At 46.8% G+C, this 1,344-nt stretch carries 1 protein-coding gene; it reads right to left on the reverse strand.

Annotation, left to right across the window (positions count from 1 at the left end):
* On the reverse strand, positions 1-1,344 hold a 1,344-nt coding region (locus R7M72_RS24815), incomplete at both ends, for a CHASE4 domain-containing protein (RefSeq protein WP_318056427.1).

Consider the following 1,344-nt stretch of genomic DNA (forward strand, 5'->3'; position numbering starts at 1 on the left):
GCATCAAGGCGGTGTGCCCGTTGTGCTGAATCAGTGTTGCTTCTATTAAACAATCGATGGTTTCGCCGTGGCTGTCTAGCATCTGTGCTTCAAACTGATTGCGGCCATGTTGAAGCTCTCGATACATTGCATCAACACGACACTCATCAGCAGTCGTAGGGCAGAGCGTGTCTAATGACTGCTCAAGAAGCTCGGACTTTTTATAACTCAGTAGTTCAAGCGCTCGATGGTTGGCGTCGACGATTTCACGTTCAATAACGATCAGCATGCCTAACGATGAGCTGTGGTAAAGTGCGCCGAATTTCTCCATGGAGTCTTTCAGCTGTAACTGAGTCATAGACGTGTTTTCAGAGAGCTTTTGCACAAGCTTTGTCGCGAGTTCTAACTCATCGAACTTTACGGACTGCAAACCTTCAAGCTGATATTGGGAGGCGATTTCGTTAATGCCTTCGGCAAAGTGGCTAAAGCGTGTTGCCACCTTTCTTTTGAAGATGAAAAACGTGCTGGTAGCAATGACTGACGCTACCACCCCAACCGTCGCAAAGAGGTAAATAAAGAGCGTATTACCTTTTGAATAGTGTTCACGTTTGGTTTGTGTTTTCAACCACGCAATCGGCTCACCCGCGAGATCGCTGATTGGGGTCCATTTGATGATGGACTCTGAGGTTTTATCGATGCTTTTAGTTTTGGCATGATCGACAGGGTTAAACGACTTGGTCACGAGCGTATTGTTGGCAGACATCATCGCTTTAAAGTCGCCAGGGAAACGCTCAGACAGATTGCGTCCCCACAGCATCCAGCCGTTCGAAGGACGATCTCCTTCGCTGTTGCGAACTGGCGCTAAGCTCAACCCCCAAATGTTGTCATTGATCTTAAATATGCCCGCCAAACTTTCGCGGTGAACATCAAGCTTACTGTTCATCGCCAAAATATGCTGTTGGAGGAGTGGCACGGACACGACTTTATTGTTTAGTGAGGATGAAGACTCTGGTGTGTTTTCACGACTCAATGACACTAAGGATTGACCATCCAGTGTGATAAACGACATCAAATCGAGGTTCAGCGCATCAAGGGTTTCGACATATAAGTTGCGTTCGCTGTAACCTGCGATGTCACGGTGTGCGAAAAGGTCATAGGTCTCATCCCAGTAAGCCCAATCATAGGAACTTCCTTCTTGCTGAGTCACCATCATGTCAATTACGGCTATAGCTTGCTGACTTGAGTGGTCACTTTCCATGTTTTCCCACTCATCTAAGCTGTACAGGAAAAAGTATCGGCTGATAAAAAGGAAACTAATTATCATCCCGAGCAGACCGAGCGAGAAATACAAGGCAGTCTTGTAGC

Origin of the sequence: Vibrio sp. YT-18, from assembly GCF_033337345.1 — a bacterium.
In the GTDB taxonomy this organism is placed as follows: Bacteria; Pseudomonadota; Gammaproteobacteria; order Enterobacterales; family Vibrionaceae; genus Vibrio; species Vibrio alginolyticus.